The organism is Streptomyces sp. NPDC038200 (genome assembly GCF_055600785.1).
Genome location: NZ_JBVJYH010000011.1, coordinates 78718 through 105506, shown reverse-complemented (window position 1 = coordinate 105506; position 26789 = coordinate 78718). Strand labels below are relative to the sequence as shown.

The window sequence follows — 26789 nt, the reverse complement described above, 5'->3', positions numbered from 1 at the left end:
GCCGTCGTCTCAGACCGCCGACGAGCGGCGGATCTCGTCCTCCAGCGCGTTCACCGCCTGCCGGACCCGGATGTTCATTGCGGCCGTGTGTTCCCGGAACCCCGCCTCCGACTCGGCGCGATGACGCCGGACCTTCTGTTCGATGGCGTCCTGTGCGATCTCCAGCTCCGCCATGGCCCGGCGCTCGGCAAGTCGAACCTCCTCGCCGTGGATCTTGACCGCGCTGTTGCTCTCACCGGTGAGCATCCGGTCGTACGCGGTCTCGCCGCTCAGGTACTTCACCAGCACGGGGAGCACATCGAGGAGGACGAACAGCAGCCGGACCAGCCAGATGCCCACGAACAGCACCGGGTTCCCGCTCGCGAGTTCGTCGAGTGCCCGCATCCGTTCCAGGACACCGACTTCCTTCTGCTTGGCGCGTTCCCGGTCCAGCCGCTGCTCGATGCCGTCGGCCCGGGCCTCGAGGAACGCACCTCGGGACGAGGTCAGCCCGGCCTCGATCTTCGAGATGCGGGTGTTCATGCCGGCGAGTCGCTTCTCGTTCTCGCTCGTGCGGTGGGTGGTCCGGTAGTCCTTCGCCGTGTCGCGCAGCCGCAGGCATTCGGACGTCCGCTGATACAGGCCGGTGGCGGCGATGCGGATCAGTCGGCGGCACTCGTCCCGAACCTCGGCATCGAGGGTCTCCAGCCTGGCGGTGTCCTTGTCCACCCGCTTCTGCAGGGCGGCGGCGTCCGAGCGCAGGGAGGCCAGTTCCTCCACCCGTTCTCCTGGGGTGGCACGGAAGGAGAGGACGTACGTCCTGTCGCAGCCGTCAGGGGTGACGGCCTGCGTCGCGGTGGGTACGGGGTTGCAGCGGACCAGCTGGGTGCGCAACCGGTCGATGACGTCCGTGCGTTCGTCCGCGACGTGTTCCTCGATGGCCGTCTGGAAGACACGCAGCACCAGCGGCTCGGCGATCACGGCACCGAGCAGCAGGGCGATCAGCAGACGGGTGAGCAGAGGACCGACCCGCCGTCGCGCGTTCGGCTGCGGTGTGACCAGCCAGCGGTCGAGGTTGAGCACGAACAGCATCCAGATGACCGTCGGTACCGAAGCCACGAAGGACACCCTGCCGAGCGCCTCGGTGGCGAAGTTCCACATGGAGAACGCCGCGATGACGGACGTGCCGAGCACCACCCCGCCGAGGGCCGTGTACTTGCTCCGTTCATACCGGATCCTGGCCAGCAGCTCCTCGTCGACGCCGGTCAGGGCTCGCAGACGTCGTGCGGCGTCGAAGCCGGGACCGAAGCCGAAGGGGCTACGGGTGGTGCGGGCGGGGGCCGGCGTTCCCTCACCGGCGGTGCCGGGAGACGGCCTGCCGGCCGTGGTACCGCGAGTGGAGGGGGCCTCCGTCGTGCGGGGGCGGAAGGCATCCGTGCCGCGGGACGCCGCGTGACCGTTTGCCGTGCCGACGCCGGCACCGTCGCGGGTTCCTTGGCCGTCCGCCGTGCCGAAGGCCGTGGTCGTCACGGGGTTCGTCAGGAAGTCAGTCAACGAGATCGTCCTCGTCCTTGACGAACCCACCGCGCGGGTCGCGCGTGCCGTCCCGTCCCGCTGCCGTGCGGCCAGGGGGTGCGTGTCCCGGCTCGACCATCCGGGCGGTGTCGGCGGCTCCGATGCCGGGTGCGCTCTGGCCGCCCGTCTCTCGCAGGAACTGTTCCAGGACCTGCTGGTAGTCGACGTACTCGCTGCCGGCCATCTGCCGCAGCAGCGTCAGCAGCATGTCACGGCGCATCTGCGCGTCCGCCGTCGCCAGCGACTGTGTGTGGGCCCGCTCGGTCGTCTCCGCCTCGTGGCGGCGGGCCGACTCCTCCTCGGTGATCCTGTGGATACGAGACGCCACCTCGGTGACGTCGATCTCTTTGCGAGCGATACCGAAGGCGTCCACGTGGTCCGAACCCTGGGAGAGCAGTTCCGCGATCCGCAGTGCGTCCTGGGTCTCGAAGTCGCGCTGTCCCCGCTGGAGTTCCCAGAAGCGCCGCTCGTCGCGCAGCTTCTGTTCCCAGTCCCGCAGGTCGTCCGACGCGTGCACTTCGGCGCTCACGAACTCCACGCTCATGCCCGCGACACGCGGCGGCACGATCGCGCTGTAGGCGGTCATACGGTGGCCTGCCTCGACGCGCACCGCGTTGATCTCCTCCACGCGGTGCCCGGCGCTCACCCTCGGCAGGTCGCTGTCACCCATCAGGTAGGCGCGCAGGGGGACGGTGACGTCGATGATGCCCTGCCGGGCGACGACGGTCGGGTCGGTCACCTGGCAGCTGAAGGACGCTCGCAGCGTGAAGTTGTCCGCCTCGCTCACCGACGGCAGCGGGCGCTCCACGTCGACCAGCCGCGCCCGGGTGTCGACCAGGCTGACCGAGGAGGCGTCGAGCACGTCAGGGTGGGACGGGTCGAACACCATGCCCTCGGGGAACGTGCGGTAGTTCCCGCCGACCCGGAAGACGTGGACCGCGCCGGGCGGCAGCGCCGGTACGTCGTCGCGGCGGCGGCGCCGAGACCACCAGGTGCCCTGGACCGTGGCCAGGATGTGCTCGGCTATGACCGGGTAGTTCACTTGCTTCGGCCTCCTTTGCCAGAGGGGAGGGGGGTACCAGAGGTGAGGGGGGTGGTGGACAGGAAAGACGTGGTGGTGCGGTGGGCGTCCCCGGACGGCCGGCCGCGCAGTGATCCGAGGAGCACGTGTGCCAGCCGGCCGGCTCCGGGGATCGCGTAGTCGGGGTGCTTGAGAGCGACGGACAGGTGGCGGCGCAGCGCTGTCCACTGGCTCGGGCTCATGCCCTTGCGCATGGCCTCGCCGAGTTCACGTACGGCGTCGGTGACGGACGGGTCGTCCCGCAGTTGCACCAGCGTCCGGCACAGCGCGCTGAGCGCCCGGCTCCGGTTGCTGGTGTGCAGCACGTCCGCCCACAGGGACCCGAGGTGGCGGACGCTGTCCGGCACGGTGCGCAGCAGTGCCGCCGTGACGGGTTCGGGAGTCTCCAGTCGGGGGGCTTCCAGGAGCTGGACGGCGGTCCTCAGCACGATCGCCCGCTCTCGGGAGCGCGGCTCCGCGTGCGCGATCACGGTCCTGACGTACCGGAGGATGAACACGACACGCTCGGAGTCGGGTTCGGCGGTCTGCAGCAGCAGGACCAGGGAGCGACGGGCCGAGAACGCCACCCGTTCGCCCCGGTTCGTCAGGAACCACAGCCAGTTGAGCGCCTGCAGGCGGTAGAGCGAGCCCAGGCGCCCCGTCAGTGCCATGGCCGCCGTCACCGCGCGCCCGGCACCGCGGTTGTCCACCCAGCTCTGGACGGTGTTCAGGGCCTGCGGGGCGAGGTGTTCGACGTCGCACATGAACTGGAGCGTGAGCGCGGCGGTCACCCGCTGGCTGGTGATGCCGTCGGACCACACCGTCAACAGGTTCTCGTCGACCTCGACCAGCGCGTAGCGGGCCAGGAGCGCGACCCCTCGGGCCACCTCTGTCCGGGTGTCCAGGTCGCCCCGCAGGGCCAGCTCGCCCAGCCACTGCCGCAGCGGGTACCAGAGGCCGTAGCCGTACAGTTCGTGCAGCTCCGCGATGACGAGTTCGCGGATGCGCGGCGAGGTGAAGACCAGGCGTCGCTCGCTGCGGCCGGCGTCCCGGCCCGGGCCGGGCCGGTACTCGGTCGTGACGAGCCCCACCGCCCGCTCTCGCCACCGGGCCCGGGACTGGTCGGCCACCGCGCCGTGCAAGGGTGAACCGGCCGAGCCGTCCACCTCCGCGGCCGGCGCCTCCCCGCTCTGCTCCCAGTTGCGCACATGAACGGCGAGCGCGGCGCACTCCTTCTCGAACGTCCGCTCCGGGATGCCCTCCAGAAAGGCCAGGGCAGCGAGCGGAAGCAGATCGTCCGCGGACGGCTGCTTGCGGAACCACTCCTGGACCGCCTCCCGGTGCCGGTCTCGCAGGGTGTCCAGGGCCGCCTCCGCGCCCTCCCGGGACAGGGCCACGGCCGCGGCGACGACGTCCGCGGGCCGCCGCTGCTCGCCGATCCGCTCCAGCAGTTCCTTCTCGGTGTCCGGTGCGAGGCGGGCGGTCGTGAGCTTCTCCCGGCAGTGTTCGAACAGTTCCACGGGATCCGGGGCCTGCCACGGCACGCAGTGATCCCGCAGTGCCAGCCGGCGGTCGGCCGTGCCACCTGCCGTGATCACCAGGTAGGACCCCTTGCGGCGGAGTTCCTCGCTCAGCCGCCCGATCTCGTACGCCTGCACGGACTCGGGGTGCAGCTCGCCGACGTAGTCGAAGATGACGTACCCCTGCCCCGGCTTGAGGTCCCGGGAAGCGGCCAGCTCGGCGAGTGCGTTGGCCGGCGACAGGCTGCGCAGTCCGGTCTCCTTTCCCAGGAGCTTCCTGAGCAAGGCGAGCGCGCCCGTGCCCCGGCCGCAGTTGTGCCGGCCGGTCAGGACCACGAGGGCGTTCTCGCGCAGTTCGGCGAGCGCCTCGTCGAAGCAGGGCCGTGGCGGGACGTAGAACCGCAGGGCCCGATCCGTGTCCGTCGGCTCGATGGTGCCGGGAGCGAGTCCCGGGGAGGAGCCGGCGCCGAAGCCGAACGCCGCCCCGGAGGCGTCGACGACACCGTAGAAGTTGTTGTTGACGAGCTGGTGGACCAGCCGGAGGTCCTCGTAGCCCTGCTCGTCCGCTTCCTGCTCGTGCCGCTCCTTACGCCGCTCGAACGGCGCGTCGGGTCCGAGGTCCGCGCCGTGGGCCTCCTCCCCGGTCTGCGGCGCAGCGCCGGTGACTACCGGCGCGGGCGGCTCGACGTCCTCGAAGGGGGCGACGGGCGGTACCGGCCCGTCGTCCGGGTCCACGACGTCAGCCACCGGCGCTCCCGAAGCCGAAGACGGCACCCCGGGCGTCCACGGGGCCCGCGACGTTGGTGACGTTGATCCGGTCGGCCCGGTATTCGTTGCTGAACCCCGTCTGGCCGGCGGCTGTGCCCGCGGCGGCCGGAGCGTGCCGGTCCGCCGCGGGCTCCCCCGATACCGGAGCCGCGGGCTTCCCCTTCTCCGCGGTTCCGGGCTCCTGTGAGGCGGGGACCGGTGCGCCGCGCACGGGGACGCTCAGCCAGGCCGTGGCCTCGTACTCCTTCACCTGGACGGTGACGGGGGTGAAGTCCTCGGCGGACAGGGTCGTGTGGCCGCCCGCCACCGTGGACCGGAAGACTTCGTCGGACAGCAGCAGCACCAGGTCGGCGTCGGGGTGCGCGGTCAGGGCGTCGTACAGCTGACGCGCGCCCAGCAGACGCGCCGTCGCCACCACGGCCGAACCGGCGAAGCCGTTTTCGGCCAGCTCCGCCAGTCCCTGGTGGATGACGGCCCGCAGCCGCATCCGCGCCCCGGGGACCCGTTGGGCGTTGTACTCGCGCAGCTCGGCGACGAGATGACGGACGTAGTCGTCCACCAGCCGCGGCTCGGTGCCGTCCAGCGGCCGGACCGCGAGCTGCTCGTCCCCCTTGCGCTGGATCTGCCACTGCGCGCGGTCCAGCCCGGCGCCCCGGGCGGCACGGTCGAGGAGCCGCGGCAGGTCGTGCTGGATGTCGGACTGCCTACGGTCGTTCCTGCTGCCATAGGCCTGTGCGTCGACCGCTATGAAGGCGCAGTGACGGAACCCGGACCACTCAACCACCCGATCATTCCTCTCTGAGCAGGCCATGGGCACACCGCCCATGAAGTGCTGATCGAGAGGCTAGGAGAGAGCGAGTGAAGTGATCCCGTATCAATACGGGTTGTCGGCAACGACTTTGGCGAATTCCAGCAGTTTCGGAACGTCACAGATGGTTATGTTGCGGTAACTGCGTTCCACCAGTCCCCTGGCTGTCAGAGCGGCCAGACTCTTTTCGGCCGTGTTGAGGGCAAGGCCCGCAAGCGACGCGAGTTCCTTCTGGGTCAGCGTCACGCCGAGGTCGCACCGCCTGCCGTCGCCGTCCGGCACGGGCTGGGCGTATGCCTGGCTCAGCTCGGCCAGGACCCGGGCCAGCCGGGTCAGCGAGTCGTACGCCTGGAAATCGATCCGGCGCCGGTTGGCCCAGCGCAACCGGGCGCACAGCATGTGGAGGATGGCCCGCATGGCGTCCGGGTGGCGGGTGAGAAAGGCTTCCAACGCCCCCACCTGGACGATCCGTGCCAGCACGTCACTGCACGCGACCACCGTGCCGGACCGGGGGCGCTCCTCGAAGGCCGCCATCTCGCCGACCAGGTCGCCCGCTATCCGGACGGCGAGCAGCATGTCGTAACCGCTTTCGGCGCTGGCGACGACCTTCACCACACCCTTGGTGATCAGGAGGACGTGCCGGCTCTCGTCCCCCTGCTGCAACAGCGCCCGATGGGGCGGATAGGCGATCGGCGTGCCCATCCCGAGCAGTTCCTCGCGTGTCGTATCCCGCAACCGGCCGAGAAAGGTGGACGGCGGCCACGCGTGATTCACCAGCACCCCCGACGATCCCACTCCGCGGCGCGTTGCGTCGTTCAAGGGTGACCATGCTGCCGCCGAGTCCCCCGTCGGCAAACAGGTGGAACGGTATGTGGCCTGTTTCCTCGCTTCGCAGCACAGAATGACCGACGACCGCCCTTACGGGAACAAATGTTCAATCAATTCCTGCGACGGCAAACGAGCACAGGTTGATCTTTTGCCGTTCCGGCCCCCCAGGGCCACCCGGCCCTCGCGGGGGGCGCGGTCGTCTCACAGGCCGAGGCGGTACGGCAGCATGCACACCACCACGTCGGTGCGGGCGCGCAGCACCGTGGCGAGGAGCAGGCCGCGCTGGTTCTGGAGGATCTCGTAGCGGCGGTGGCGCGGTTCCACCTCGGGGATGAGAACGGCGATCTGGCGGCCCTCCCGGGCGGCGCGTCGGACGTAGTCGACGACCGGCTGGACCAGGGAGTGGTGCGGGCTGTCGATCAGGTCCAGGCGTACGCCCGGGTTCCAGCGGTCCCACGCCTCCCGCAGGGCGCGCTGTTTGTCGGGGTCGGCGTGGACGGCCACCGCCACGACCTCGTCGCCCAGGGCCAGGGCGGCGCCGATGGCGTACCGCGCGAGCTTGCTGACCTCGCCCAGGGGGACGATGACCAGGCTGGCCGAGCGGCGGTCGGGCGGGGCGGGGATGCGTCCCAGGCCGAGTTCCTCGCCGACGGCCGTGTAGTAGCGCTGGATGCGGGCGAACAGGAGCATGAGGAGGGGGACCGCCACCACGACCACCCAGGCGCCCTCCAGGAACTTGGTGGCGAGGAGGATGACGCCGGCCAGGGTGGTGAGCAGCGCCCCGGTGCCGTTGATCAGCGCGCGGCGCCGCCAGCCGGCCGGCCGCTCGCGCCTCCAGTGCCGGACGAGACCCAGCTGGCTGAGCGTGAAGCCGATGAAGACACCGATCGCGAACAGCGGGATCAGCCGGTGGGTGTCGGCGTCGCTCGTGACGAGCAGGAACGCGGCCAGCAGGGCCAGGGCGGCCACGCCGTAGCGGTAGACGGGGCGTTCGGCGCGCAGGCCGAACAGATGGGGCAGGCGGTGGTCACGGGCCAGCAGGCTCATCAGCACCGGCAGGCCGCCGAAGCTGGTGTTCGCCGCGAGGCCCAGGACCAGCGTGACGACGAGGTTGGTGGCGTAGTACGGCCAGCCCGTGCCGAAGGCGCCCGCCGTCAGCTGGGCCAGGACGGTGACGTCGCCGCGCGGGGCCACCCGGTCGCGGCGGATCAGGACCGCCAGACCGATCAGCATCGCGCCGAGCAGCCCGCCGAGCATCAGTTCCGTGCGCTGGGCGCGCTTCACACGCGGGGTGCGGAAGGCCGGTACGGCGTTGGCGATCGCCTCGACGCCCGTCAGGGCCGAGCAGCCGGCGGAGAACGCCTTGAGCAGCAGGAGCAGGCCGAGGGACTCGTGCGCGGGGAAGGAGCGGTCCGTGCCGACCACCGCCGCCGGGTGCGAGCGGAGCAGGTCCACGACGACGACGCCCAGGATCGCCACGAGGAACAGCGCCGTGGGCAGCATGAGCACCCGGGCGCTCTCGGTGATGCCGCGCAGGTTCACCGCCGTCAGCAGGGCGAGGCCCGCCAGGCACACCGGCAGCTTGTCGTGGGCGAGGGCGGGGAAGGCGGAGGCGAGCGCGTCGGCTCCGGCGGCCAGGCTGACGGCCACGGTGAGGACGTAGTCGACGACCAGGCTGGCCGCGGCGAGCAGACTGGAGGTCGGTCCGAGGTCCTTCTTGGCGACGGCGTAGGCGCCTCCGCCGTCCGGGTGTACGGCGATGACCTGACCGTAGGAGACGACCAGCGCGGCGAGGAGGAGGACGATCGCCAGGGTGACGGGCAGGGTCGCGGTCAGGGCGCCGGTCCCGGCGGCCACCAGTGCCAGCACGATCGCCTCGGGACCGTAGGCCACCGAGCTGAGCGCGTCCAGGGAGAGCGCGGCCAGCCCCTCCAGGCTCGTCAGACGGTGCTTCTCGCCCTCGCCGGGGCGCAGGGGGACTTTCGGTCGCAGCTCGCGGCGTGCCAGGCCATAGACCATCGGGACCTCGTCGGGGCCGGTCGGGCGGTCGGACCCCAGTCTGCTGCGCCGGGCGCGGACGTGCCTGCTGATGCGCCCGGGCGGGTCGGTCGGTGTGGGTGAGGGAAGACCGGCCCGCCCGGGGGTCACGGAGGGCGGCGGGACCTGCCGGCGGGGGCGAGGGGAGCCGCAGGCGGAGGGCGGCAGGAACTACAGGCCCACGTCGCGGCTGCGGATGTCCGCCAGGGACTCGCGGCGCACCAGGAGGCGGGCGAGTCCGTCGCGTACGGCGACCACGGGCGGCCGGCCGACCAGGTTGTAGCCGGAGGCCATGGACAGGTGGTAGGCGCCGGCCACGGGGACGGCGAGCAGGTCACCGGGGCGTACGTCGGCCGGCAGGGCCACGTCGGCGGCCAGGACGTCGCCCGCCTCGCAGTGCCGGCCCACCACGGTCACCCGGGCGGGGGCCGCGCTGCTGTGGCGGCCGATCAGCCGGGGCGCGTACCGGACTCCGTACAGGGCGGGGCGCGGGTTGTCGCTCATGCCGCCGTCGACGGCCACGAAGACGTGCTCGCCGGTGTGCTTCACGGACAGCACCCGGTAGACGGCGATGCCCGCCGGGCCGGCGATGGCCCGCCCCGGTTCGATGATCAGGCGCGGGACCGGGAGGCCGGCCGTCGCGCAGGCCTCCGCCAGCTCGGCGCGGACCTTGCGGGCCAGCGCGGTGAGGTCCAGGGCCTCCTCGCCGGGGCGGTAGGCGATGCCGTGGCCGCCGCCGAGGTCGAGTTCGCGCAGGACCAGGCCGTGCTGCTCGTACAGCCGGGCCATCAGGCCGACGAGGCGGCGCACGGCGACCAGGTACGGCTTGACGCCGGTGATCTGCGAGCCCAGATGGCAGTGCAGGCCGGTCAGTTCGAGCTGCGGCTGGTCGAGTATGCGGGTGATGGCGTGCTGGGCGTAGCCGTCGGCGATGGACAGGCCGAACTTCTGGTCGTCGGTGCCGGTGCGGATCTTCTCGTGGCCGCCCGCGCTGATGCCGGGCACCACCCGCACCATGACCTTCTGATGGCCCTCGGGGCCGACGGCGGCGGCCAGCCGGGCGATCTCGGCGGGGCTGTCGATGACGATCCGGCCGACGCCCAGGCGCAGGGCGGTGTCGAGGTCGCGGGGGGACTTGGCGTTGCCGTGCAGCACGATCCGCTCGGGCGGGAAGCCGGTGGTGACGGCGAGTTCGAGTTCGCCGGCGGAGCAGACGTCCAGGCCGAGGCCCTCCTCGTCCATCCAGTGGGCCATCGCGCGGCACAGGAACGCCTTGGCGGCGTAGAGGACTTCGGCGTCGGGGAAGGCGTCCCGGTAGGTGCGGCAGCGGTCGCGGACCTCGGCTTCGTCCATGACGTAGACGGGGGTGCCGAAGCGGTCGGCGACCTCGGCGAGCGGGACGCCGCCCACCGCGAGGGCGCCGCGCAGGGGTTCGGTGGTGGAGGCGGGCCACACCGACAGGTCGGCCGCGCTGGTGGTGGGTTCGTGGACCGTGGTCATCGTGACTGCCCCTCTCAGGCGGTCCGCAGCGCGGGGATCTCGGGCACGGTCGGCACCGCGACCGGGGTGACCGAGGGGATGGAGGTGACCGGGGCGACCGGGGTGTCGGGGGTGACCGGGGTGCCCGAGGTGACGCGTGCGGGAGCCGGGGCGGTGAACTGCGGGTCGACCGTGACGGTGGTGACGCCGAGCGGTGCGGTCAGCGCGCGCAGCGCGGGCTCGGCGAGCCGGACGCAGGACTGGCCGGGGCCGAGGGTGGCGGCCAGCCGGCGCGCGGAGGTGAAGCCCACGGCGGTGCGGTCGCCGAGCGGGGTGCGGAAGAGCCGGGCCGCGCACCCGGAAGGACCCGGCCGGACCGGGACGTACAGGGGTCCGGCCGGGAACCGATCGGAGGGCTCGGAATCGTCGCCGTAGCGGAGTTCTGCCATGGGGTGCCTCCCGGAAGGCAGGAGTGGAGTGGTCTGGGACGCCCCGGCGGCGGGGAGGCGGGCCGGGGCTCGCCGTCGACGTTATGCCCGCTTCCCCCGGACGCCGGACACCTCCTGACGGGACGCTGACGGTGACCCGGCGGACCTTGACGGGTCACTGACGGCGCCCCGGGGGGCGGCACGGACGGTACGCCGACGGTGCCCCGGGGGCCTTGACGGGTTACTGACGGACGGGGCGGGCGGGGACCGGACCGGCGGGACCTGGTGGACGGGCAGCGGGCGGACGTCGAGAGCGAGGGCCGGGCGGGACCTGGCGGAGAAGGACCGGGCGGAAGTGGAGGGCGGGGGCCGGGCAGGACCTGGCGGACGGGGACCGGAGGGGAGGACCGGAGGGGGGGACCGAAGGACGGGGACCGAAGGGCGGGGACCGGAGGGTGGGGACCGGACGGGGTGTCAGAGGCGTGCCAAGAACGGGCGTACCCGCTGTGGGAACGGGCCCGACGGAGGTGGGATGGACGCGACTCCGAGGAGGATCCGATGTCCGAGCCCCGTCCGCCCGCAGCCCCCCGCGTCCTGGTCGGTGTGAGCGGCTCCCCGGGCAGCCTCACCGCCCTGGCGCGGGCCGCCGACGAGGCCCGGCGCCGTGGCGCGGAGCTGTGGCCGGTGCTGGCCTGGGAGCCGCCCGGCGGGGATCTCGCCGCGCGCCGGTCCCCGGCCGCGACCGTGCTGGTCGGCGAGTGGGAGCGGCTGGCCCGGGAGAGGCTGCTCCGGGCGCTGGCCGACGGGTTCGGCGGCACGGACACCGGACTGCCGGGACAGGCTCTCGTCGTCCGGGGCAGCCCCGGACCGGCTCTGGTGCGGACCGCCGGCCGGACGGACGACGTGCTCGTCGTCGGCGCCGGCGGGCGGGGCGTGCTGCGCCGGGCGCTGTGGCCGTCGGTCAGCCGCTACTGCCTCGCCCACGCCTGCTGTCCCGTGCTCGCGGTGCCGCCGTCCCCGCTGCACGCCGCGCTGACGGCCCTGCACCGCCGCAACGCGCTGGGGCTGCGGCTGGACACCGGGCTCCTGGAGCGCGAGTGCGAGGCCGCGCCACCGGAGGCGTGAGACGACGGCCGCACACCCCTCGTCCCTCCACTCCCCCCTCCACGCACAACCACCGGACGCCCCGCGCGGCCAACAGCCGCCGTACGCACGGCCGTCAGGCGCCCCATGCGTGCGTGCGGGGCGGTTCGCGGTCGGGGGTCCGCTGGCTAGTCTTCAGCCCGTGACGACCGAGTTGACCCTGCTGCCCCGAGTCGCCTGCCGCGGACGGGAGATCACCGCGCCGCGGCTGCGCGGACTCCTGGCGCTGCTGGCGGAGGATCTGCGCACCGGTTGCAGCACGAGCCGGCTCGTGGAGGGGCTGTGGGCGGAGGAACTGCCCGAACGGCCGGGCAAGGCGGTGCAGATCCTCGTGTCGCGGCTGCGGTCGCAGCTGGGCGCCGAGCTGATCGTGAGCACACCGGTCGGCTACCGGCTGGCGCTGGACGAGACACAGGTCGACAGTTCCGCGCTGCCGCTGCACGAGGCGGCGAGCGCCGAGCGGGCGCGGGCCGGGGATCACGAGGGTGCGCTCGCGCGGGCCGAGGCGGGGCTGGCGCTGTGGGACGGGAACGTGGGCGCCGGAGCCGGTGCGGAGCTGCACGATCCGGTGGTCGCGCTGCGGGCCGGGCGGGTGCGGGCGTACCGCGCGCTGGTGCGGTCCCGGGCGCTCGCGCTCGCCCGGCTGGGGCGGCGGGAGGAGGCCGCGGCCCCCCTGGCCGAGCTGGCGAAGGAGCTGCCGCGGGACGAGGAGCTGCTGGCGGAGCTGCTGCGCTGCGAGGCCGCCACCGCGGGCCGGGCCGCGGCACTGACCCGGTACGACACCTACCGCCGCCGGCTCCGGGAGGATCTGGGGACCGACCCCGGCCCCCGTCTCAGGTCCGTGTACCAGGAGTTGCTGAACGCGGACGCGGCGCCGGTCCGCCACGGTGTGCCGCACGAGCCGAACCCCTTGCTGGGCCGGGACGCCGACCTCGCCGCCGTGACCGCGATGCTGCGCGAGGCCCGGGTGGTGACCGTGGTGGGCCCCGGGGGGCTGGGCAAGACCCGCCTCTCCCACGCGGTGAGCCGGGCGGCCGAGCAGTCCGTGGTGCACTTCGTCACCCTGACCGGTGTCACCACCGACGACGACGTGCCCGGCGAGGTGGCCTCCGCGGTCGGCGCCGGGGAGAGCCGGCCGTTCCCCGGCGGCGCCGACTCGGTGAGCGGGATCGTCGCCGCGCTGGGCGCCGGTCCCGCGCTGCTGGTGCTGGACAACTGCGAGCACGTCATAGCGGGCGCGGCGGCCCTCGTCCAGGCCCTGGTGTCGCGCTCCCGGGAGCTGCGGGTGCTGACCACCAGCCGGGCCCCGCTGGGCCTGACCTCGGAGGCCGTGTACGCCCTGCCGGAGCTGTCCCAGGCGACCTCGGTGGAGCTCTTCCTGCAGCGGGCGCGGGCCGCCCGGCCCGGTGCGGAGCTGCCCGCGGGGCCGGTCGCCGAGATCTGCCGGCACCTGGACGGGCTGCCGCTCGCCGTGGAGCTGGCCGCGGCCCGGGTCCGGGTGCTGTCCGTGGCCGACATCTCCCGCCGGCTGCGGGACCGGTTCGCGCTGCTGCGCGGCGGCGCCCGGGACGCGCCCGAGCGGCACCGCACCCTGCGGGCCGTCGTCGACTGGAGCTGGAACCTGCTGGAACCCGACGGACAGGCGGCCCTGCGCGCGCTGTCCGTGTTCCCCGGCGGCTTCACCGAGGACGCGGCGCAGTACGTCCTCGGCGACACCGGGGACGCGCTGGAGCTGCTGGAGCAGCTGGCCGGGCAGTCGCTCGTCAAGGTGGGCGACAGCCCGAGCGGGGTGCGTTTCCACATGCTGGAGACGCTGCGGGAGTTCGGTGCCGCGAAGCGTGCCGAGGCCGGTGAGGAGGAAGCGGTCACCGACCTGTTCCTCTCCTGGGCGCGGGAGTTCGGCCGCGCCCACCACGACGTGCTGTTCGGCAGCGACCCGGTACCCGCCTGGCTGCGCATCCGGGTCGAGCAGGACAACCTCGTCCTGGCGCTGCGGTACGCGCTGGCCCGCGAGGACGGGCCGGGCACGGCCGCGCTCACCGCCGTCCTGGCCTCCCTGTGGGCCACCGACTCCAACGTCATCCGGCTGGCCGCCCTCACCGCCGAGACCGGCGGCCCGCTGTCCCGGTTCCGCCCGGCTCCCGACAGCCCCGAGGACGTGGAGACGGTCCGCAGCGCGGCGGCCGTGTGCGCGGCGAGCCTGTTCATGGGGCACGGGCCGCACGCCGTACGGCAGTTGGTCGTCCTGCGCCGGCTGCCGCCCGCGCCGCCGGACACCCTGCTGCGCGCGCTGTCGATCGTGCTGTGCGCCGTCCCGGAGCTGCGTCCGCCGCACTACGCACGGCTGGAAGAGCTGTGCGAGTCCGACGAGCCGCTGCTGGCGGGGGTCGCGGCCTGTGTGGCGAGCTATGTGTGGGAGTCCCGGAACGACCCGGAGCGTGCGCTGGCCTACGCCCGCCGGATGCTCCGCTCGCTGGCGTCGCTCGGCAATCCGGCCACGACGCTGCTCAGCCACGGCCGGATCAGCGAGCTGTGCCTCCAGTCCGAGCGGGGCGCGGAGGCGTACGACCATCTGCGGGCCGCGCTGGACGCCCTCGGCGAGTTCGGCAGGTTCGGGGAACTGTCGGACTCGGTGGGGGTGCGCTGGGGGCTGGTGCTGGCCTGTCTGCAGCGCGGGGACGTCGAGGAGGCGGAGTACTGGCTGGGGCTCGCGGCGCTGGAGCAGCCGCCGGAGGCCGCCCGGGTCTTCTCCTCCGATCTGCCGTCCCGCGCGGAGATAGCGCTGGCCCGCGGGCTGACCGAGGTCGGGCTCGGGCTGTGGCGCCGGGCGGTGGAGCAGATACAGCAGGACGGCCGGCTGCATCCCGGTGACCCGTTCGTGGAGCCGTGGTCGCTGGAGGTGCGGTCGGCCGCGCTGGCGGCGCACGCGCAGGCCGGTCGGCTGGAGCCGGTGACCTGGCTCGCCGAGGAGCTGCGGGAGCGGCTGCTCGGGATGCCGTCCGGTGTCCGGGCGGGCGGCGCTCCGGTGGACCTGCCGGTGTACGGCACGGTGCTGCTGGCGCTCGGTTTCACCGGTCTGGCCCGGGGCGCCGCGGGGGCCGTACGGCTGGTGGCGCTCGCGGAGCGGATGCCGGTGGTGCGGGGGTTCCCCACCCTGTCCCTGAGCCGGTCCCGGGAGGCGGCCGAGAACGCCGACGGGGCGGCGTACGCCGACGCGAGGTCGCGGTACGCCGCCCTGGGGCAGGAGGAGCTGCGGGTGGAGGTGTTGCGCGAGCTGGCGGCGGGGGCGGCCGGCTGAGGGGCGCTCGCGGGTGCCGGCCGGGTGCCGCTCGCCCCCCGGTGTCACCGCTGGGGCTCCCGGTTGAACTGGGCCTTGGACCACAGGTATCCGAGCAGCGAGAGCCCCACGCACCAGGCGACGGCCAGCACCGCGTTCTTCACCCCGATCCCGGTGCCCAGCAGCAGTCCGCGCAGGGTCTCGATGGCGGGCGAGAAGGGCTGGTACTCGGCGAACCAGCGGAACCAGCCCGGCATGGCGTCCACCGGGACGAACGCGCTGGACAGCAGCGGCAGCATCGTCAGCGGCAGTCCCATGTTGCTGGCGCCCTCGGCGTTGGGGCTGGCCAGGCCCATGCCGACCGCGATCCAGGTCAGCGCGAGGCTGACCAGCGTCATCAGTCCGGCCGCCGCGAGCCACTCCACCGGCGTCGCGTCGGGCCGGAAGCCGATGGCCAGGCCGATGCCCAGGATCCCCACCAGAGCGAGCATCGTCTGGATCACGTTGCCGGTCACGTGGCCGATCAGCACGGAGGCGCGGGAGATCGCCATGGTGCGGAACCGGGCCATGATGCCCTCGGTCATGTCGGTGGCCACGGACACCGCCGTGCCGAGCGCGGTCATGCCCACGGTCATGAGGAGGATGCCGGGGACGATGTAGGAGACGTAGTCGGCACGGTCCGCGTGACCGCCGTTGATGCCGGCGCTCATCACGTTGCCGAAGACGTAGACGAACAGCAGCAGCAACATGACCGGGGTGAGCATGATGTTGAGGGTGAGGGAGGGGTAGCGGCGCGCGTGCAGGAGGTTGCGCCGGAGCATGGTGAGGTTGTCGCGGAAGGCGTGGCCGGCGGTGCTCATCGGGCGGTCTCCTTGTCGGTGGACGGGGCGGGCCGAGCGGGCTGGGTGGACTGCGCGGGTACGGAACTGCCGGTCAGGGCGAAGAAGACGTCGTCCAGGTCCGGGGTGTGCACGGAGAGTTCGTCGGCCTCGATGCCGGCGGCGTCGAGCCAGTCGAGGATGGCGCGCAGTTCGCGCTGGCTTCCGTCGCTGGGGATCTGCAGGGTGAGCGCCTGGTCGTCCCGGGTGACCTCGCGCAGTGCGGTGGCCGCGCGTTCGTACGCCTCCGGGTCGGAGAACCGCAGCCGTACGTGGCCGCCGGGCACGAGCCGCTTCAGCTCCTCCGCGCTGCCCTGGGCGACCAGCTTGCCGCCGTTGAGCACCGCGATGCGGTCGGCCAGCTCGTCGGCCTCCTCCAGGTACTGGGTGGTGAGGAAGACGGTCGTGCCGCCGGAGACCAGTTCGCGGATGATCTGCCACATGGTGTGGCGGGAGCGGGGGTCGAGGCCGGTGGTCGGCTCGTCGAGGAAGATGATCCGCGGGTCGCCCACCAGGGTCATGGCGATGTCGAGCCGGCGCTTCATGCCGCCCGAGTAGGTGGAGGCGGGCTTCTTCGCGGCCTCGACCAGGTCGAAGCGCTCCAGCAGACCGGCCACGACCCGCCGTCCCTCCCCGCGGGAGAGATGGTGCAGGTCGGCCATCAGCAGCATGTTCTCCTCGCCGGTGATCAGGCCGTCCACGGCGGAGAACTGGCCGGTGACCCCGATGACCGACCGGACCGCGTGGGCCTCGGTGGCGAGGTCGTGCCCGGCGATCCGTGCCACGCCGGCGTCGGCGGAGATCAGGGTCGACAGGATGTTGACCGCCGTGGTCTTGCCGGCGCCGTTCGGCCCGAGGAGGGAGAAGACCGTGCCGGCCGGTACCTGGATGTCGATGCCGTCGAGGACGGTCTTGTCCCCGTAGGCCTTGCGCAGCCCGGTGGCCGCGATCGCGGGTTCGTGGTCTGTCGTCGTCATGCCGCAGAGCATGCGACCGGGCCGGTTCAGAGCGGCTTCAGCCCGGTTTCAGCGAGCCGGGAACGGTTTCAGCGCGCGGGAACGCACAGGTCGGGGCCGCCCGACGGGACGGGCGGGGCGGAGATCCGGAGCGGGAAGATCTAGGCTTCCCCTGTAGGAGATGTGTTCGTCTGTGGGGTCCGTGGCGTCGTGAGGGAAGTCCGTTGAACTTCTGGTCGATCTATCAGCATGGCTTCGCGCGCGTCGCCGCGTGCACGGGCCACACCGTCATCGCCGACCCGCACGCCAACGCCGAAGCGGTCCTGCGCCAGGCCCGTGCGTGCGCGGACGAGGGCGTCGCCGTCGCCGTCTTCCCCGAGCTGGGCCTGTGCGGCTACTCGATCGAGGACCTGCTGCTCCAGGACGCGCTCCTCGACCGGGTCGAGGAGGCGGTCGGGACGGTCGTGGCCGGCTCGGCGGACCTGCTGCCGGTGCTGGTCGTCGGCGCACCGCTGCGCCACCGCCACCGGATCTACAACTGCGCCGTGCTCGTGCACCGGGGCCGCGTCCTCGGTGTCGTACCGAAGTCGTACCCGCCGAACTACCGGGAGTTCTACGAGCGCCGGCAGATCGCCGACGGCCACGACGAGCGGGGCGGGACCATCCGCGTCGCGGGCGCGGAGGTGCCGTTCGGGGTGGACCTGCTGTTCGCGGCGGAGGACGTGCCCGGACTCGTGCTGCACACGGAGATCTGCGAGGACATGTGGGTGCCGGTGCCGCCGAGCGCCGAGGCCGCCCTCGCCGGTGCGACCGTGCTGGTCAACCTCTCGGGCAGCCCGATCACGGTCGGCCGTGCCGAGGACCGCGAGCTGCTGTGCCGCTCGGCGTCCTCCCGCTGCCTGGCCGCGTACGTCTACGCGGCGGCCGGTCTCGGCGAGTCCACCACCGACCTGTCCTGGGACGGACAGACCATGATCTACGAGAACGGGGTGCTGCTGGCCGAGACCGACCGCTTCCCGCTCGGCGACCAGTACGCGGTGGCCGACGTCGATCTCGACCTGCTGCGGCAGGAACGGCACCGGATGGGCACCTTCGACGACAACCGCCGCGCGCACGGCGCGCGCACCGGTGACTTCCGGACGGTGTCGTTCGAGCTGGACCCGCCGCTCACCGACCTCGGCCTGCGGCGGCGCGTCGAGCGGTTCCCGTTCGTGCCCGCCGACCCCGACCGGCTCGCCCTGGACTGCTACGAGGCCTACAACATCCAGGTCGCCGGGCTCCAGCAGCGGCTCGCGGCGATCGGCGGCCCCAAGGTCGTCATCGGGGTCTCCGGCGGTCTCGACTCCACGCACGCGCTGATCGTCGCCGCCCGCGCGATGGACCGCGCGGGCCGGCCGCGCAGCGACATCCTGGCCTTCACCCTGCCCGGCTTCGCCACCAGCGACCACACCAAGGACAACGCCCACCGGCTGATGCGGGCGCTCGGCGTCACCGCGGCCGAGCTGGACATCACGCCGACCGCGCGGCTGATGCTGAAGGAGATCGACCACCCCTTCGCCGCCGGCGAGCCGGTGTACGACGTCACCTTCGAGAACGTCCAGGCGGGCCTGCGCACCGACTACCTGTTCCGGCTCGCCAACCAGCGCGGCGGCATCGTCCTCGGCACCGGCGACCTCTCCGAGCTGGCGCTCGGCTGGTCCACGTACGGCGTCGGCGACCAGATGAGCCACTACAACGTCAACTCCGGCGTGCCGAAGACGCTGATCCAGCACCTGATCCGCTGGGTCATCAGCAGCGAGCAGTTCGACGAGGAGACCGGCGAGATCCTGGCCGCGATCCTGGACACCGAGATCAGCCCGGAGCTGGTGCCCGGCGAGGAGATGCAGTCCACCGAGTCGAAGATCGGCCCGTACGCGCTGCACGACTTCACCCTCTTCCAGGTGCTGCGCTACGGCTTCCGGCCCTCGAAGATCGCCTTCCTGGCCTGGCACGCCTGGCACGACCCGGACGCCGGTGCCTGGCCGCCCGGCTTCCCGGAGGCCAAGCGGGTGGCGTACGACCTGGCCGAGATCCGGCACTGGCTGGAGGTGTTCTGCCGCCGCTTCTTCGCGTTCTCGCAGTTCAAGCGCTCGGCCATGCCGAACGGGCCGAAGGTCTCGGCGGGCGGCTCCCTCTCCCCGCGCGGCGACTGGCGCGCCCCGTCGGACGGCAACGCGCAGGCGTGGCTCAGGGACCTCGACCGCTTCGACTGGCCGAAGGCGTAGGCGCCCTCAAGGGCGCGGGGGCCGTGCGGCCCCGCGGCCGTGCCGCCGGGCGGGCGGTCGGGGGCGGTCGGCGGGCTCAGTTGTTCCAGGTCTCGTCGTACGGGTCGTGCGGCACCGGGACCGGGCGGGCCGAGGTGACCCGCAGATACGGGATCGGGCCGTCGTTGACCGGGTCGCGGGTCAGCCGGGGGGTGTAGGTGCCGGTGACCTCCAGCCAGGCGTCCGGGCGGAGGACCGGCGGCAGCTCGCCGGTCAGCGCGATCTTCACCGGCTGGGCGTCCGCGGCACAGCAGTTGAGGGCCATGCGGACCAGGTAGGGCCGGCCCGCGTGGTCCAGCGCGAGGAAGCCCGTGACCCGGACCGGCCGGCCGTGCAGGGAGCGGCCGTGGTCGTAGGCCGCGCGGGAGGCGTAGTCGACCACGGAGAGGGGGACCGGGTCGCCGCCGGGCAGCGGGGCGAGGGCGTACGGCTTCTGCAGCGCCGTACCGGAGCGCAGGGCGCTGTAGGAGCCGAGGGCGGGCGGGGCGATGAGGATGAGGGCGAGCAGGGGCAGCACGAGGAGCCAGGAGATACGCGGCTCGGGGTGGGAGTGGCCGGCAGCGGGACGCTTGCGCGCGTACCAGGCCGTCGCCACGGCGGCCGCGACCAGCACCGCGCCCGAGGCCATCAGCAGCGGGCGCAGGTCCGCCTTCACATAGCGCAGCGCGAGGTCGGTGGCGCCCGCGTGCAGCAGGGCCCCGCCGAGCAGGAACAGCACGGCCGCCTGGGCCTGACGGTTCACAGGAGCACCGCCCCGGTCAGGACGGCGCCCGCGATCGCCAGCGCGAAGGTGGCGGGGGCGAACCGGAGCGCGAAGGCACGGCCGAAGGTGCCGGCCTGCATCGCGAACAGCTTGAGGTCGATCATCGGGCCCACCACCAGGAACACCAGCTTGGCCGTCGGGGAGAACTGGGTGAGGGAGGCCGCGACGAACGCGTCCGCCTCCGAGCAGATCGACAGCAGGACGGCGAGCACGGCGAGCGCGAGCACCGAGACCAGGGGGAGGCCGGCCGCCGTGCCCAGCCAGTCCGCCGGGACCGCCGCCTTCAGCGTGGCCGCGGCCATCGCGCCGAGCACCAGGAAACCGCCGGCGTGCATGACGTCGTGCCGGACCGCGCCCCAGAACGCCTCCCCCTTCGTGGCGCCCTCGTGCGCTCCGTGGGCCGGCGGGCGCAGCCAGTCGGTCCGGCCCAGCCGCTGCCACAGCCAGCCCATCGCGCAGGCCACCAGCAGGCTCGCGGCGAACCGGCCCAGGACCATCTCCGGGTGCCCGGGGAAGGCGACGGCGGTGGCGGTCAGCACCACCGGGTTGATCGCGGGCGCGGAGAGCAGGAAGGCGAGGGCGGCGGCCGGGGTCACGCCCCGGCGGACCAGGGCGCCCGCCACCGGCACCGACGCGCACTCGCAGCCCGGCAGCACCGCGCCCGCGATCCCCGCCACCGGCACGGCCAGGGCGGGGCGGCGCGGCAGGGCGCGGGCGAAGAACGACGCCGGGACGAACACCGCGATCGCCGCCGACAGCAGCACGCCGAGCACCAGGAAGGGCAGCGCCTGGACGGTCACCGCCACGAACACCGTCATCCAGCTCTGCATCGCCGGAGTGCCGAGGGCCCCCCGGATCGGGGACTGGGCAAGCACCGCGAGCAGCAGCGTCAGCACCAGCACGAGCGGGGAGCTGAGCCGCCGCCCCGGGGCGTCCGGCGGGGGCTCGGGACGGCGGGCGTCCGTGCCGGGCGGGGCGTCTTCGGTGATGGCCACGGGCGGTTACCTCCGGCTGCTGCTCTCCCTCCCCATCCGTACGCGGTCCCGGGCGCGGGCGTTCAGCCGTTGCTGGAACCACGCATCTCCTTGGGGCACTCTTTTCCCTTGTGGCGAGCGTTCCGTATCAAGGGGGGCCGGGGGCCCCGCCGGCGCACATGGTGGTGTGCGGCGACGACGGGCTCGCGCACCGGCTGGCCGCCGAGTTGCGCGGGGTCTACGGCGAACAGGTCACCCTGGTCGTGCCGCCGAACGGGCGCACCGCCCGGCCTCCGGTGGTCGGGCGGGCCCGCGCCGCGTCGGCGGCGCTGTTCGACCGGATGGTCAGCGCCGCGGTGGGCGGCCGGTCCGGCGGGGCCGGGCCGCCCTCCGGCCCGAACCCCGGTCAGCGCACCGATCCCGAGGAGCCGTTGGAGGCCGCCGAGCCGTCCGAGGCGGTGCTCGCCGAGGCCGGGGTGGCGCGGGCCGCCGCGCTGGCCCTCGTGTACGACGACGACGAGACCAACATCCGGGCCGCGCTGACCGCCCGCCGGCTCAACCCCCGGCTGCGGCTCGTCCTGCGGCTCTACAACCGGCGGTTGGGCCAGCACATCGAGGAACTCCTCGACCAGGCCGCCGCGCTGGCCGCCGGGGACGAGGGGGACGGCACGGCCGGCGTCGACGGTGAGGCCTCCACGACCGTGCTGTCCGACGCGGACACCGCCGCGCCCGCGCTGGCCGCCACCGCCGTCACCGGCACCAGCAGGGTCGTGCAGGCCGAGGGGCTGCTGCTGCGGGCCGTGGAACGGCCGCTGCCGGCGGACGGGTCCGGCCCCGGCGCCGGACTGTGCACCCTGGCCCTGCTGTCGGGCGGCGACCCGGCCGACGGCCACGGCCCGGACGGCGGTGCGGAACAGCAGCCACGGCTGCTCCCCGACGACGAGGAGGTACGGCGGGCCGCCGGACGGCAGGCCGTGGTGCTGGAACACGTCTCCGCCGCGCCCGGCACGGAGTCCGCCGCACCGGGCCGCGCACTGGCCGGCATACCGTCGCTCGGCTCGCTGTTCTCCCGCCGACTGCGCTGGTCCCTGGCCGGTCTGGTCGGGTGCGTGGTCGCACTCGCCGTCGCGCTGTGGCTGGTGACCGGCATCCATCCGCTGCGGGCCTGCTACGTCACCCTCCTCGACCTGTTCGCGATCGACGACCCGGCCCTCGAGGAGCCCCTGGGCCGGCAGCTCCTGCAACTCCTCTCCGCGCTCGTCGGGTTGCTGCTCCTGCCGGTGCTGCTGGCCGCCGCGCTGGAGGCGTTCGGCACCTTCCGGACCGCCTCCGCCCTGCGCAAGCCGCCGCGCGGCCTGAACGGGCATGTGGTGCTGCTCGGACTCGGCAAGATCGGCACGCGGGTGCTGGCCCGGCTGCGGGAGCTGAACATCCCCGTGGTGTGCGTCGAGTCCGACCCGGAGGCGCGGGGGCTCGCCGCCGCCCGCCGGCTGCGGGTGCCGGTGGTGCTCGGGGACGTCACCCAGGAAGGCGTCCTGGAGGCCGCCCAGATCCACCGGGCCCAGACCCTGCTCGCGTTGACCAGTGCCGACACCACCAACCTGGAGGCCGTGCTGTACGCGCGGACCCTGCGGCCCGATCTGCGGGTGGTGCTCCGGCTGTACGACGACGACTTCGCCACCGCCGTGTACCGCACCCTCCGGGCCGCCTACCCGCAGGCGCTGACCCGGAGCCGGAGCGTCACCCACCTGGCCGCACCCGCGTTCGCCGGGGCGATGCTGGGGCGGCAGGTGCTCGGTGCCGTCGCCGTGGAGCGGAGGGTGCTGCTGTTCGCCGCGGTCGACGTGGACGGGCATCCCCAGTTGGAGGGACGCACCGTCCAGGAGGCGTTCCGGGCCGGCGCCTGGCGGGTGCTGGCGTTGCTGGGGCGCACCGGCACCCCTGCCGGCCATGTGCTGGAGAAGGGGGACCGGGTGGTGGTCGCCGCCACCCGCCGCGGGCTCGCGGAGCTGCGGTGACCGAAGGCGCCTCAGACGACCAGGTGCCGCTCCGCGAACTCCAGCTCCAGTCGCACCTGCTTGATGCGCTCGTCCACCACCAGTGAGCCGTGCCCCGCGTCGTACCGGTACACCTCGTGGATCGCGCCCCGGGCCTCCAGCCTCTTGACGTAGTTGTCGATCTGGCGGATCGGGCAGCGGGGGTCGTTGACGCCCGCCGAGATGTAGACCGGGGCCTTGACCCGGTCGACGTAGGTCAGCGGGGAGGACGCCTCGAAGCGCTCCGGGACCTCCTCCGGGGTGCCGCCCAGCAGGGTGCGGTCCATGGCCTTCAGGGACTCCATCTCGTCGTGGTACGCCGTGACGTAGTCCGCGACGGGCACCACCGCGATGCCCAGCGCCCAGGCGTCCGGCTGGGTGCCGACACCGAGCAGGGTGAGGTACCCGCCCCAGGAGGCGCCGGTCAGGATCAGCCGGGCGGGGTCGGCGAGGCCGGAGGAGACCGCCCAGTCGCGCACCGCGGCCACGTCCTCCAGCTCGATCAGGCCGACCCGGTGCTTGAGGGCGTCGGTCCAGGCGCGGCCGTAGCCGGTGGAGCCGCGGTAGTTGACGCGGACCACCGCGTACCCGTGGTCGACCCAGGCGGCCGGGCCCGCCGCGAAGGAGTCGCTGTCGTGCCAGGTCGGGCCGCCGTGCAGGTCGAAGACGGTGGGCAGGGGGCCGGTGGCGCCCGCCGGCCGCTGGACCAGGGCGTGGATGCGGCCGCCGGGGCCCTCCACCCAGGCGTCCTCCACGACCACCGACGGCGGGCAGGCCATGCCGGGCGGGTCCAGCACCACCGCGCCGGTCGTGGAGCGCACCGCCGGGGGCTCGGCGGCCGACGACCACAGGTACTCCACGCTGCCGTCGGGGCGGGCCGTCGCGCCGGAGACCGTGCCGGGCGGGGTGGGGATGCGGGTCAGCTCGCGGGCCGCCAGGTCGTACCGGAACAGTTCGCTGCGGGCCTCGAAGCCGTGCACGACGAGCAGGGCCGAGCCGTCCGGGTACCACTCGGCGCTGACGTCACCGGGCAGGTCCAGGGCCAGGTCCGTCTCCTCGCCCGTCGCCACGTCCCACACCAGGGGCTCCCAGCGGCCCCGGCGCTGGTGGCCGATGAGCAGCCGGGTGTCGCCGTCGACCGGGGCGAAGCCCAGCACCTCCAGGCCCAGTTCCTCGGTGCCGCCCTTGGTGTCGTCCAGCTCGGCGACCGTCGTGCCGTCCGGGCGGAGCACCCGCAGGGCCGCGTGCATGGCGTCCCCGTGCTCGGTGTGCTCGACGGCGATCAGGGAGCCGTCGTGCGAGAGGTCGCCGACGCCCGCCGACTCGCGGTGCCGGTAGATCTCCACCGTGTCCGTGCCCGCGCCGGCCAGGTGGATCGTCGTGCCGTCCTCGTCCGTGGAACGGCCGACGACCGCCGTGCGGCCGTCGCGGGACAGGGCCAGACCGGCCGGGTAGGACGGGTCGAGGCCGGGCACCGCCGGCTCGTCCGGTCCGCCCGCGAAGGGCTGGCGGCGCCAGATCCCGAACTCGTCGCCGTCCTTGTCGTCGAACCACCAGATCCACGCGCCGTCCGGGGAGAGCACGCCGTCCGTCGTGCCGTTCGGCCGGTCCGTCGCCTGCCGCTGCGCGCCCGTCGCACGGTCCCACGCGTACAGCTCGTACGTCCCCGTCGCGTTCGACACGAACAGGGAGCGGTCCGGTGCGTCCTCCGCCCAGTCGGGCAGCGACACCCGCGGCGCGCGGAACCGCCTCTCCCAGTCCGGCATGTCCGGTGTGTCCGGCGTCCTGCTCTCACTCATGGCCCCAGTCATGCGCCCATACTGCCTGGCCGCGCCGACAATTGGCGGGCGGGTACGCCCAGCCTGTGGATAACTCCGCCGATGCGCCCGCTCCGGGGCAGGGGCGGGCGACGGCCGCCCCGCGGCCCGGCCGCCGGGCCGGGCGCCGTACCGTGGAGGGCGTGTACCGGTTTCTGCTGACTCCCCGCTGGTGGGGCATCAACGTCTTCGTGCTGCTCGCCATCCCCTTCTGCATCTTCATGGGGTCCTGGCAGCTGAGCCGGTTCGAGGACCGGGTGCAGGATCATCACGCCGCGACCGAACAGGCCGCGTCCGGCCGTGACGAGGCCGCGCGCCCACTGGCGGCGATGCTCCCCGTCGACAAGAACACGTCGGGGCGGCGGGTCACCGCGAGCGGACGGTACGGCAAACAGCTGCTGGTGCCCGGACGGGAACTCGACGGCCGGCGCGGCTTCTACGTGCTCGGCCTGCTGCGCACCGACTCCGGCCGGGCGCTGCCCGTGGTGCGGGGCTGGCTGCCGGGTACGGCGGACGCCGCCAAGGCTCCCGCCCCACCGGCCGGCGAGGTCACCGTCACCGGCGCGCTGCAGGCGTCCGAGACCCCGGGGAACAACGGGGTCAGCGCGCAGGGCGGGCTGCCGGCCGGGCAGACGGCGGCGATCAGCTCGGCCTCGCTGGTCAACCTGGTGCCGTACCGGCTGTACGACGCGTGGGTGACGCTGGACAAGGGCGACGCCGGGATGAAGGCCGTCCCCGCGAGCGCGCCGGACGGTACGGGGCTGGATCTCAAGGCGTTCCAGAACCTCGGTTACACCGGCGAGTGGTTCGTGTTCGCGGGGTTCGTGGTGTTCATGTGGTTCCGGTTGCTCCGGCGTGAGACGGAGTTCCAGCGGGACGCCGCACTGGGCCTGGTCCCGGAGGAGCCGGAGCGGGAACCGGTCCCGAGCGGCTGACCCGCGCCGGGTCGCGGGCGGGGCCGCCCGCCCGCGGCGCGGGGCGGCGTCGCTCGCCGCGGTGCCGCCGCGGGAACGCTACGCCCCCGCCAGCAGCCCGGTGTAGTAGAGCGTCCCCGCGCACGCCCCCGGGACGGTCGCCGTCGCCGACGGGGCGCCACCCTGCGCCGTGTGGGTCACCGCGACACTGCCGTCGGCCGTGCCGTCCTCGGTGACCAGCTGGGTGGTCGTGCCCGCCGCCGTGCTGCCGGTGTCGGTCGAACCGCCGGCGACACCCGGGTCCTGGGTGGGCGTGGGGTCCGGCGTGGGCCCACCGGTGTCGGAGCCGCCCGGGTCGCCGCCGCCGGTGGTGGGACAGGTCTCCGAGGGCACGAAGGCGAACTTCTCCTCGTAGGCCGCGCCGGGCTGCAGGACCAGGGAGGTGACCTCCAGGGACGGGTCGGGCAGCGAGGTCGCCGCGTCCCCGGCCACATGCCGGGCGGAGACGATCTTGGTGGGGTCGGCGGCGCCCTGGGCCGTGGGCGTGACGCCGCCCGGGGCGGAGACCGTGCAGGCGGTGCCGGAGGTGTTGGTGACGCGGAAGACGCCGTAGACGACCCCCGCGGAGTCGGGGGCGTTCACCGTGCCGGTGGCGGAGCCCAGCTGGGCCGCCGTGCACAGCGGGGTGCCCATGACCGGCGTGGCGGAGGGGTTGACGCCACCGGCGGAGCCGCCGCTGGTGCCGCCCTTGTGGTCCTTCTCGCCGCTCTTGCCGGGTTCCTTGCCGGGCTTGACCGACGTACTGGGGGCGTCCTTGTCCTTGCCGCCCTTGGCGGTCCCCTTGTCCTTGCCCTGGCCGGTGCCGCCCTGGGCCTGGGAGGACTGGCCGGCCATGGCGGTGTTGGGGTCGGAGCCGCCGGCCCGGGAGACGTGCACGAGGGCGGGGATCGCGGTGCCGATGAACAGGGCCGCCGCGGCCATGCCGACCACGGCCTGCCGCTTGCGGGCGCGGCGCACGGGGACGGCCCGGCGCAGATGGTCCAGGGTGCCGGTGCGCGGCGTGATGTCGTCGACCGCCGAGTGCAGCAGGCGGCGCAGGGCCAGCTCGTCCGTGTCGAGCCCGTCGAGCCCGTCGATACCCGGGCCGAGCCCCTCGGGGCCCTTGTCGTCGGGGCCGTGGTTCACAGTTCCGTTCCCAGCGTGCGATGGCGTGTGCTCTTGCCCGTGGCGCCTCGTCGGCTCGTGC

At 73.6% G+C, this 26789-nt stretch carries 19 protein-coding genes; 5 read left to right on the top strand and 14 right to left on the bottom strand.

Annotated elements, in window-relative coordinates; translation table 11 throughout:
- Nucleotides 1-9 precede the first annotated feature (9 nt).
- The 8 genes from ACZ7KF_RS23025 to ACZ7KF_RS22990 form a co-directional block, all read right to left on the bottom strand.
- Nucleotides 10-1533, bottom strand: a complete 1524-nt coding sequence (locus ACZ7KF_RS23025) for a DUF4407 domain-containing protein (RefSeq protein ID WP_471078042.1) — start codon at nt 1531-1533, stop codon at nt 10-12.
- A complete protein-coding gene (locus tag ACZ7KF_RS23020; protein ID WP_471078039.1) occupies nt 1526-2596 on the bottom strand; it encodes an SPFH domain-containing protein in 1071 nt (356 codons plus the stop codon). The genes ACZ7KF_RS23025 and ACZ7KF_RS23020 overlap by 8 nt, the downstream gene beginning before the upstream one ends.
- The gene (locus tag ACZ7KF_RS23015; protein ID WP_471078036.1) at nt 2593-4881 is read right to left on the bottom strand and encodes a hypothetical protein; all 2289 of its coding nucleotides are present in this window, start codon (nt 4879-4881) and stop codon (nt 2593-2595) included. Before ACZ7KF_RS23015 ends, ACZ7KF_RS23020 begins: the two co-directional genes overlap by 4 nt.
- Nucleotides 4874-5686, bottom strand: a complete 813-nt coding sequence (locus ACZ7KF_RS23010; protein ID WP_471078033.1) for a hypothetical protein — start codon at nt 5684-5686, stop codon at nt 4874-4876. Before ACZ7KF_RS23010 ends, ACZ7KF_RS23015 begins: the two co-directional genes overlap by 8 nt.
- A gap of 90 nt (nt 5687-5776) precedes the next feature.
- A complete protein-coding gene (locus ACZ7KF_RS23005; protein ID WP_471078030.1) occupies nt 5777-6529 on the bottom strand; it encodes a Crp/Fnr family transcriptional regulator in 753 nt (250 codons plus the stop codon).
- 210 nt (nt 6530-6739) lie between these two features.
- Nucleotides 6740-8557 carry an APC family permease gene (locus ACZ7KF_RS23000; RefSeq protein WP_471078027.1) on the bottom strand — a complete coding sequence of 606 codons (1818 nt, stop codon included), beginning with the start codon at nt 8555-8557 and terminating at the stop codon, nt 6740-6742.
- Between the two features lie 189 nt (nt 8558-8746).
- Nucleotides 8747-10075, bottom strand: coding sequence for a diaminopimelate decarboxylase (gene lysA, locus ACZ7KF_RS22995; protein ID WP_471078024.1), 1329 nt, complete (start codon nt 10073-10075; stop codon nt 8747-8749).
- Nucleotides 10076-10089: 14 nt separating this feature from the next.
- Nucleotides 10090-10503 carry an SAV_915 family protein gene (locus tag ACZ7KF_RS22990; RefSeq protein ID WP_471078021.1) on the bottom strand — a complete coding sequence of 138 codons (414 nt, stop codon included), beginning with the start codon at nt 10501-10503 and terminating at the stop codon, nt 10090-10092.
- Between the two features lie 537 nt (nt 10504-11040).
- Between ACZ7KF_RS22990 and ACZ7KF_RS22985 the strand changes: the two genes are divergently transcribed.
- Nucleotides 11041-11607 (top strand): universal stress protein, encoded by a 567-nt coding sequence (locus tag ACZ7KF_RS22985; protein WP_471078018.1) that lies wholly within the window; start codon nt 11041-11043, stop codon nt 11605-11607.
- Between the two features lie 160 nt (nt 11608-11767).
- Nucleotides 11768-14923, top strand: a complete 3156-nt coding sequence (locus ACZ7KF_RS22980; protein WP_471078015.1) for an ATP-binding protein — start codon at nt 11768-11770, stop codon at nt 14921-14923.
- 44 nt (nt 14924-14967) lie between these two features.
- Here ACZ7KF_RS22980 and ACZ7KF_RS22975 read toward each other — a convergent pair whose 3' ends face one another.
- Nucleotides 14968-15762, bottom strand: coding sequence for an ABC transporter permease (locus ACZ7KF_RS22975; protein ID WP_471078013.1), 795 nt, complete (start codon nt 15760-15762; stop codon nt 14968-14970).
- The gene (locus tag ACZ7KF_RS22970; protein ID WP_471078010.1) at nt 15759-16757 is read right to left on the bottom strand and encodes an ATP-binding cassette domain-containing protein; all 999 of its coding nucleotides are present in this window, start codon (nt 16755-16757) and stop codon (nt 15759-15761) included. Before ACZ7KF_RS22970 ends, ACZ7KF_RS22975 begins: the two co-directional genes overlap by 4 nt.
- Nucleotides 16758-16960: 203 nt before the next feature.
- On the opposite strand from ACZ7KF_RS22970, the gene ACZ7KF_RS22965 reads away from it, so the two are divergent.
- The gene (locus ACZ7KF_RS22965; protein WP_471078007.1) at nt 16961-19000 is read left to right on the top strand and encodes an NAD(+) synthase; all 2040 of its coding nucleotides are present in this window, start codon (nt 16961-16963) and stop codon (nt 18998-19000) included.
- A gap of 76 nt (nt 19001-19076) precedes the next feature.
- Here ACZ7KF_RS22965 and ACZ7KF_RS22960 read toward each other — a convergent pair whose 3' ends face one another.
- Both ACZ7KF_RS22960 and ACZ7KF_RS22955 read right to left on the bottom strand, forming a co-directional pair.
- A complete protein-coding gene (locus tag ACZ7KF_RS22960) occupies nt 19077-19781 on the bottom strand; it encodes a TIGR03943 family putative permease subunit (protein ID WP_471078004.1) in 705 nt (234 codons plus the stop codon).
- Complete coding sequence (locus ACZ7KF_RS22955) at nt 19778-20797, bottom strand: permease (RefSeq protein WP_471078001.1); 1020 nt, start codon at nt 20795-20797, stop codon at nt 19778-19780. The genes ACZ7KF_RS22960 and ACZ7KF_RS22955 overlap by 4 nt, the downstream gene beginning before the upstream one ends.
- A gap of 158 nt (nt 20798-20955) precedes the next feature.
- Between ACZ7KF_RS22955 and ACZ7KF_RS22950 the strand changes: the two genes are divergently transcribed.
- Nucleotides 20956-22794 (top strand): potassium channel family protein, encoded by a 1839-nt coding sequence (locus tag ACZ7KF_RS22950; protein WP_471078458.1) that lies wholly within the window; start codon nt 20956-20958, stop codon nt 22792-22794.
- 11 nt (nt 22795-22805) lie between these two features.
- Here ACZ7KF_RS22950 and ACZ7KF_RS22945 read toward each other — a convergent pair whose 3' ends face one another.
- A complete protein-coding gene (locus ACZ7KF_RS22945; protein WP_471077998.1) occupies nt 22806-24611 on the bottom strand; it encodes a S9 family peptidase in 1806 nt (601 codons plus the stop codon).
- Nucleotides 24612-24772: 161 nt separating this feature from the next.
- Between ACZ7KF_RS22945 and ACZ7KF_RS22940 the strand changes: the two genes are divergently transcribed.
- Entirely contained in the window at nt 24773-25564 is a 792-nt protein-coding gene (locus ACZ7KF_RS22940) for an SURF1 family protein (protein ID WP_471077995.1), read from the top strand.
- A 78-nt stretch (nt 25565-25642) separates the two neighbouring features.
- Here the strand turns inward: ACZ7KF_RS22940 and ACZ7KF_RS22935 are convergent, their stop codons facing one another.
- Complete coding sequence (locus tag ACZ7KF_RS22935; RefSeq protein ID WP_471077993.1) at nt 25643-26728, bottom strand: hypothetical protein; 1086 nt, start codon at nt 26726-26728, stop codon at nt 25643-25645.
- Nucleotides 26729-26789: the final 61 nt, after the last annotated feature.

Coding starts and splice junctions, on each gene's coding strand:
- ACZ7KF_RS23000 (WP_471078027.1), bottom strand. CDS start 8,557: ATGGTCTATGGCCTGGCACGCCGCGAGCTGCGACCGAAAGTCCCCCTG.
- lysA (WP_471078024.1), bottom strand. CDS start 10,075: ATGACCACGGTCCACGAACCCACCACCAGCGCGGCCGACCTGTCGGTG.
- ACZ7KF_RS22990 (WP_471078021.1), bottom strand. CDS start 10,503: ATGGCAGAACTCCGCTACGGCGACGATTCCGAGCCCTCCGATCGGTTC.
- ACZ7KF_RS22985 (WP_471078018.1), top strand. CDS start 11,041: ATGTCCGAGCCCCGTCCGCCCGCAGCCCCCCGCGTCCTGGTCGGTGTG.
- ACZ7KF_RS22975 (WP_471078013.1), bottom strand. CDS start 15,762: ATGAGCACCGCCGGCCACGCCTTCCGCGACAACCTCACCATGCTCCGG.
- ACZ7KF_RS22970 (WP_471078010.1), bottom strand. CDS start 16,757: ATGACGACGACAGACCACGAACCCGCGATCGCGGCCACCGGGCTGCGC.
- ACZ7KF_RS22950 (WP_471078458.1), top strand. CDS start 20,956: ATGGTGGTGTGCGGCGACGACGGGCTCGCGCACCGGCTGGCCGCCGAG.
- ACZ7KF_RS22945 (WP_471077998.1), bottom strand. CDS start 24,611: ATGAGTGAGAGCAGGACGCCGGACACACCGGACATGCCGGACTGGGAG.